6 protein-coding genes and 1 pseudogene are annotated in these 6,643 nt (G+C 73.5%); 2 read left to right on the plus strand and 5 right to left on the minus strand.

Features of this window, described 5'->3' with window-relative positions:
• The 4 genes from GSY69_RS13160 to GSY69_RS13175 all read right to left on the minus strand — a co-directional run.
• On the minus strand, positions 1-393 hold a 393-nt coding region (locus GSY69_RS13160), incomplete at its 3' end, for a hypothetical protein (protein ID WP_160954291.1).
• Positions 390-1,373, minus strand: coding sequence for a D-2-hydroxyacid dehydrogenase (locus GSY69_RS13165; protein WP_160954292.1), 984 nt, complete (start codon positions 1,371-1,373; stop codon positions 390-392). The genes GSY69_RS13165 and GSY69_RS13160, both read right to left, overlap by 4 nt.
• Positions 1,303-3,255 (minus strand): MDR family MFS transporter, encoded by a 1,953-nt coding sequence (locus GSY69_RS13170; protein WP_160954293.1) that lies wholly within the window; start codon positions 3,253-3,255, stop codon positions 1,303-1,305. The genes GSY69_RS13165 and GSY69_RS13170 overlap by 71 nt, the downstream gene beginning before the upstream one ends.
• The gene (locus GSY69_RS13175) at positions 3,252-3,902 is read right to left on the minus strand and encodes a TetR/AcrR family transcriptional regulator (RefSeq protein WP_160954294.1); all 651 of its coding nucleotides are present in this window, start codon (positions 3,900-3,902) and stop codon (positions 3,252-3,254) included. Before GSY69_RS13175 ends, GSY69_RS13170 begins: the two co-directional genes overlap by 4 nt.
• 201 nt (positions 3,903-4,103) lie before the next feature.
• Here GSY69_RS13175 and GSY69_RS13180 point away from each other — a divergent pair, with 201 nt between their 5' ends.
• Together GSY69_RS13180 and GSY69_RS13185 are read left to right on the plus strand one after the other, a co-directional pair.
• Complete coding sequence (locus GSY69_RS13180) at positions 4,104-5,348, plus strand: sensor histidine kinase (protein ID WP_160954295.1); 1,245 nt, start codon at positions 4,104-4,106, stop codon at positions 5,346-5,348.
• A complete protein-coding gene (locus tag GSY69_RS13185; protein ID WP_160954296.1) occupies positions 5,345-5,980 on the plus strand; it encodes a response regulator in 636 nt (211 codons plus the stop codon). The genes GSY69_RS13180 and GSY69_RS13185 overlap by 4 nt, the downstream gene beginning before the upstream one ends.
• A gap of 64 nt (positions 5,981-6,044) precedes the next feature.
• Here GSY69_RS13185 and GSY69_RS13190 read toward each other — a convergent pair.
• Positions 6,045-6,643: pseudogene (locus tag GSY69_RS13190) on the minus strand (DNA primase); the annotation flags it as partial.

The following is a 6,643-nucleotide window of genomic DNA, read 5'->3' on the forward strand; positions in this document are numbered from 1 at the left end:
CGCGATTCCGCAGGCCAGGGCGGTCCAGGCCGCGGCCGGCGTGCGCGCGCGGCGGGCGCGCGGCGGGCGGCCGTGCTGCAGGTCAGTGAGCGCATCGCGGCGCAGCGCACGCAGGCTCACGAGCGCGAAGACCCCGGCCGCGCAGCCCACGAGCGCCATGGTCGTCGCGGCGAAGAGCAGCACGAGGTCGTGCGGCTGGGCGCGCAGCGCGCCCGCTCCCGCGCCCACCGCGGCGCCCAGCAGGGCCACGGCCAGCAGGCCTGCGGTGAAGAACGTCGTGAGGCGGGCGGCCATGAGCTCGGTCGTGGCGGCGTGGAGCAGGCGCGTGCGGGGCGCCTGCACGGCCGCGGCAGCGTCCACGGGGACGCCCGGCCGGTCCTCAGCCGCGCTCACGATGCCGCGTAGCCCTTGTCGAGGTCGATCGTGTTCTCCAGGGGGCGCCCGGCCTCGAAGCGCTCGAGGTTCGCGGCGAACTGCTGCGCCAGCCGGCGCTCCCAACCGTGGGTGTCCCCGCTCATGTGCGGCGTGAGCACCGCGGTGGGCAGCGCCCACAGGGGGTGGTCCTCCGGCAGCGGCTCGGGGTCGACCACGTCGAGCGCGGCCCCGGCGATCTGCCCGTCCCGCAGGGCGGTCACGAGGTCGTCAGTGATGACGGTGGGCCCGCGGCCGATCGTCACGAGCCGGGCGGTGGGGCGCATCGAGGCGAACACGGCGGCGTCGATGAGCCCCGTGGTGGCCGGGGTGAGCGGGGCCGCGTTGATGAGCCAGTCGAAGGCGCCGACGTGGGCGGCCAGCTGCGCGGAGTCGACGACGTCGCCGAAGTCCGGGTCGCCCCCGCGGGCCCGGGTGCCTGCGCCGGCGACCTCGACGCCCAGTGCGCCAAGCGTCCGGGCGATCTGGCGGCCGATCGCGCCGGTGCCCACGATGAGGGCGCGCGTGCCTGCCAGGTCCTCGGTGAGCCGGTGGCGCCACACGCGGGCGGCCTGCAGCCGCGCCGAGCGGTGCGTGTCCTTGGCGAAGTCGAGCAGGCAGCCGGCGACGTATTCGGCGATGGGCCGGTCGAAGATGCCGCGGGCGTTCGTCACCGTGATGCCGCGCCCGCGGACCTCGGAGTAGGGCAGCTGGTCGACGCCGGCCGATGCGGAGTGGATCCAGCGCAGCCGGTCTGCACCGCCCAGCGCGCCCTGCAGGGCGTGGGAGGTGAAGTCCCACAGCAGCAGGGCATCCGCCCCGCGCAGCGCCGCCGGCAGGTCCGCCGGGTCCTCGACCCAGCGGACCTGCCAATCGGCGCCCGGGGCACCGTCAGTGCTTAGGACCCCGTCGAGGGCGCTGCGCTGGCGCTGGGGGCTGCTGAGGATCGTCAGTGCCGGCATGGGCGGGGCCTTCCTGGGAGGCGGCGGGCTGCGCCTGCACTCCGGCGCGGGCCGGAACGGGCGGCGTGAGCGCCACACTACCGGCTGGGCCGTGCCCGAGGCGCGCCTGCGGCTGCTGCGCGGTCACCTCGTGAGCGCGGGCCTCGTGAGCGCGGAGCTCCTCGGCCCGGGCCTCCTCGTGAGCGCGGGGCTCCTGGGCGCGGTCCTCGTCCGGCGCCTCGGCGTCGTCTCCGAGCACCTCGCGCTCGGTGCCCGCATTGGGCTCGAGGCGGGTGGCCAGCTCCTTCTCCTTGACGAACAGGAGGATGATGACGGCGGCGAGCGTGAGCGGGGCGACCCACAGGAAGATCGGCACGAGGGCGTCGTTGTAGGCGCCCACGATGACGTCGTGGACGGGGGTGGGCAGCTGGTTGACCAGGGAGGGCGTCAGCGAGCTCGAGCTGCCGCCCGCGGCCTTCTGCGCATTGGCGCCCAGCCCCTGCATGCCCTCCTGGAGGTTGTTCATGAGGCGGTTGGTGAACAGCGAGCCGATGATCGACATGCCCAGCGTGGCGCCGATCTGACGGAAGAAGTTGTTCGACGCCGTCGCCGTGCCCACCATGGACACGGGGAACGAGTTCTGCACGATGAGCACGAGGATCTGCATGCTCAGGCCCAGGCCCAGGCCCATGACGCCCAGCCCGATCATCGCCTCGGCGGGCGAGCTGTCGGCCTTGAGCCGCGAGAGCATGACGAGCGAGACGCCCACGATCGCGATGCCGATGACGGGGTACCACTTGTAGCGCCCCGTCTTCGACACGATGAAGCCCACGGCGGTGGAGACGATGAGCATGACGCCCATCATGGGGACCATCATGAAGCCGGCGAGGGTGGCCTCGATGCCGTGGACCATCTGCAGGTAGGTGGGCATGTAGGACAGCACGCCGAACATCGCCACGCCCAGGAACAGGCCGGCCACCGTGCACAGCACGAAGTTGCGGTCCTTGAACAGGGTCATGGGCACCATGGGATTCGGGGCGTGCAGCTCGACGAAGACGAACGTCACCGCGGCGATGACCGCGACGCCGATGAGCATGAGGATGATCGGGTCGTCCCAGTCGTACTGGTGGCCGCCCCACGCGGTGGCGAGCACCATGGCGGTGGTGAACTGGGCGATGATGAGCATGCCGGCGATGTCGACCTTGGGCCGCGGGCCGTCGTGGTGCTTGGGGACCTTGAGGAAGATGAGCGCGGCGATGAGCGCCAGCGCGCCCAGCGGGTAGTTGAGCGCAAAGTTCCAGCGCCAGCCCGGGCCCTCGGTGATCCAGCCGCCGATGAGGGGGCCGGCGACGGACGAGACCGCGAACGTGGCGCCCATGATGCCCATGTACTTGCCGCGCTCGCGCGCCGGGACGACGGCGGCGATGATCGACTGCGAGAGGATCATCATCCCGCCGCCGCCGATGCCCTGGAACACGCGGCCCAGGATGAGCACGCCCATGCTGTGCGCCATGACGCCGAACGTCGAGCCGACGAGGAACATGAGGATCGCGAAGATGAAGAGCGGCTTGCGGCCGAACAGGTCGCCGATCTTGCCGTAGATGGGCATCATGATCGTCGAGGCGAGCATGAACGCCGTGGAGACCCACAGCATCTGGTCGACGCCGTTGAGCTCGCCCACGATCGTGGGCAGGGCGGTGGCGAGCACCGTCTGGTTGAGCGAGAACATGAACATCGCGACCATGAGGCCGATGAACAGCAAGACGATGGCCCCGGGGGACATGGCCGGCTGCTCGGCCACGGGGTGCGAGCCGCGCACGACGGGCGCCGCGGCGCCCTGTGCCCGGGCGGGGGCGCCGGCCGCGCCGCGGGCGGCGGGCTGCGCGATTGCGGTGTCTGTCATGACAGCCTTTCGATGACGGAGCGAAGGAGATGCACGGAGTCGGCGAAGACGGCCTCGGCCGCCTCCTCCGACTCGTAGGACGAGGGGTCGGACTGCAGGGTGCGGTAGGTGTGCTGCAGCGCGGCCTTGCAGACGAGGATGAGCATCCGGGTGCTGTCCTCGTCGCCCAGGGCCATGCCGCGGGCGCTCAGCCGCTCGGCGATCGCCTCGACGAGGTCGGACTCGACGTCGCGGGTGATCTCCATGCGGTGGTTGACGAGCTGGGGGTACTGGCCCATGAGGTGGCGCAGCCGGCGGCCGTTCGAGGGCTTGCCGCCGATCTTGGAGAACACGGCGCGCAGCGCGTAGGCGACCTCCTCGACCGGGGTGGAGCGCTCGGGCAGGGAGGCGATGACCGCGCGGCGGGCCTCGGCGTTCATCGCCTCGGCGCTCAGGCCCACGACCGCGTCCTCCTTCGAGGAGAAGTAGTTGAAGAACGTGCGCGGCGAGACCTCCGCGCGCTCGGCGATCTGGGCGACGGTCACGCCCTCGAGCGTGCCGGCGGAGACGAGGTCGAGCGCGGCGTCCTGCAGCGCCTGGCGGGTCTGGCGCGCCTTGCGCTCGCGCAGCGAGACGCAGTCGGCAGCGTGGTCCTGGGATGTGCTCACCGTGCAATTTTGCACGCCATGCAAGTTTTCGCCAAATGCAAACTTGCACGAAGTGCACAAACGTGGGCGGTCTCACAGCGCGGACCGGGGTGTCCCACGCCGCGGGGCCGATCAAAGGCGAGGGTGGGCCGTCCGGGCTCGACCCGCGCGGGAGCCCGCCCACAGCCCGCCGCGATGGCGCGCTCGCCTACGCTGGGTGCCATGGAGAAGACGGGCGGCACGACCGCGGAGCTGCTGCGCTGGATGCGCGTGGCCCTGCACGTGTCGTTTGCCGCCCTGCTCGCCCTGGGCCTGCTGCGCAGCCTGGCAGCCCGGCCCGGGGCCGCCACCGCGGTCCTCATCTGCGCGCTGGCCGCGGCGCTGGCCGCGGTGTACGTGGCGGGCACCTCGGCGGAGATCCGCCACGCCCACCACGGCAGCCGCTTCGACCCGCGCCCCCTGGCCGCCGCGTGGTTCGCCGTCTGCGCCAGCCTGTGGTGCGGGCTCGTCCTTATGGACGCGAACTTCTCCTGGCTGGCCTTCCCGCTGTTCTTCCTCGCCATCCACCTGCTGCCGCGCGCCTGGGCCGCCCTGGCCATCGCGGCGCTCGTGGGCTGCGTGGCCCTCGCGCAGGCGCTCCACTCCCCCGGCCGCTTCGACGCCGCCGTGGTCATCGGCCCGGTCTTCGGCGCGGCGCTGGCCGTGCTCGTGAGCGTCTTCTACCGGCGCCTCGTCGAGGACTCGCTGCGCCACCAGCGCGCGCTCGCGGAGCTCGAGGCGGCCCAGAGCGACCTCGCGCTGTCCCAGCACGAGGCCGGCCGCCTCGCCGAGCGCAACCGCCTGGCCGCCGACATCCACGACACCCTGGCCCAGGGCTTCTCCTCGATCATCCTGCTGGCCCGCGCCGCGCGCGCGGCCGGTGAGGAGTCCGATGCGGGGGCGGGCCGCCTGGCCCTCATCGAGTCCACCGCGGCGGAGAACCTCGCCCAGGCGCGCACGTTCTTCGCGGCCGAGTCCGCCGCCGCCGACCTGCCCGAGCAGATCGCGGCGCTCGCGCGGCGCACCCAGGAGGCGGCCGCGGCGATCGGCCTCGACCTCTCCGTCGAGGCCAGCGTCGAGGGCGAGCCGGCCCGCGTGCCCGAGGACACGGCCGCCGCCGTGCTGCGCGCCGCCCAGTCGCTGCTGTCGAACGTGCTGCGCCACTCCGGGGCCCGCCGCGCCCACGTGGGACTCGCCTACTGGCCCGATGCGCTCAGCCTCGACGTCGTCGACGACGGGCGCGGCTTCGACCCGGCCGCCGATGCGGGCTTCGGCCTGCGCGCGCTGCGCGGGCGCGCCGATGCCGCCGGCGGTGACCTCGCCGTCGAATCCGAGCCCGGGGCGGGCACCGCCGTCTCCCTGCGCCTGCCGCTGCCCGCCCGCACGCAGCCGACCCCGTCCCCCGCAGCCGAGGAGCGCCCCCAATGAGCCCCATCACCGTCCTCCTCGTCGATGACCACCCCGTGGTCCGCGCCGGGCTGCGCGCCGTGCTCGAGGCCTCGGGCCGCGTGCGGGTGGCCGCCGAGGCGTCCTCCGGGGCGCAGGCGCAGGAGGCGCTGGCCGCCCCCGCGCCGGACGGGGCCGGCTTCGACCTCGTCGTCATGGACATCCAGATGCCCGACGGCGACGGCATCGCGACGACCGCCGCAATCCGCACGGCCGACGGCCCGCCGGTGCTCATCCTCACGACCTTCGAAACCGACCGGCTCGTCATCGACGCGATCTCCGCCGGCGCGGCGGGCTACATCCTCAAGGACGCCCCGGCGGACGAGCTCATCGCCGCGGTCGAGCGCGCCGCCGCGGGAGGGCGCGCGATGTCCGCCACCGTCACGGAGCGCCTCGCCAGGCGCCTGAGCAATCCGGCCGTGGCGCTCTCGCGCCGCGAGCTCGAGATCCTCGAGGCCGCCGCCACCGGCGAGTCGAACCGCGAGATCGCCGCGTCCCTCTTCATCTCGCAGGCCACCGTCAAGACCCACCTCGTCCACGTCTTCGACAAGCTGGGCGCGGCCACCCGCACGGAGGCGGTCGCGAAGGCCCGCGAGCTGGGCCTCATCGACTGAGCCGCGCCGGGGCCTCAGCCCGCCAGCCGGGCGCAGCCGTGAGCCGCGCTGACCTGAGCCGTACTCACATGAGCTGGCGCAGGCGCTCGCGCTGGCGCTCGAGGATTGTGAGCTGTTCGAGCAGCTTCGCGCTCGTCGCCGCGTCCCCCGGGTCCGTGCGCTGCAGCCGCGAGTGCAGCTGGCCCGCGATGCGCACCATGTCCTTGTCGAACAGGCGCGCGACGATCCCGCGCGCGTAGCGCTCGACCCCCGCGGCGTCGGCGGCCGGCAGCGGCCGCACGGCCAGCTCGCCGACGAGGCCGCGCACCCGATCGTCGGCGGCCTCGCGCACCTTCTCCGGCCAGTTCGCGGGATCCTCGATCGCCGTGCGGATCCCGCCGGCGTCCTTCATGGCCTGGTGGACTGCGCGGTGGGCGGGATCGGAGAAGACCTTGCCGTTGAGCGCGTCGAAGAGCTTCGCGTTGACGTATCCCGGCTGCTGGAGGGCCACCTGCAGCGCCCCGCGCTCCACCTTGAACCCCGTGGCGTCGACCGGCGTGGCGCGCAGCTCCTCCTGGTAGTGCGCGACCTCCGCCACGGGATCGTCGCCGGAGGCCGGGGCCGAGGCGCCCTGCCAGCGCCGGCCGCCGCGCGCCTCGGCCGCGGCCCCGGGGGCACCCAGCG

Source organism: Brevibacterium rongguiense, assembly GCF_009857845.1.
Taxonomy (GTDB): Bacteria; Actinomycetota; Actinomycetes; order Actinomycetales; family Brevibacteriaceae; genus Brevibacterium; species Brevibacterium rongguiense.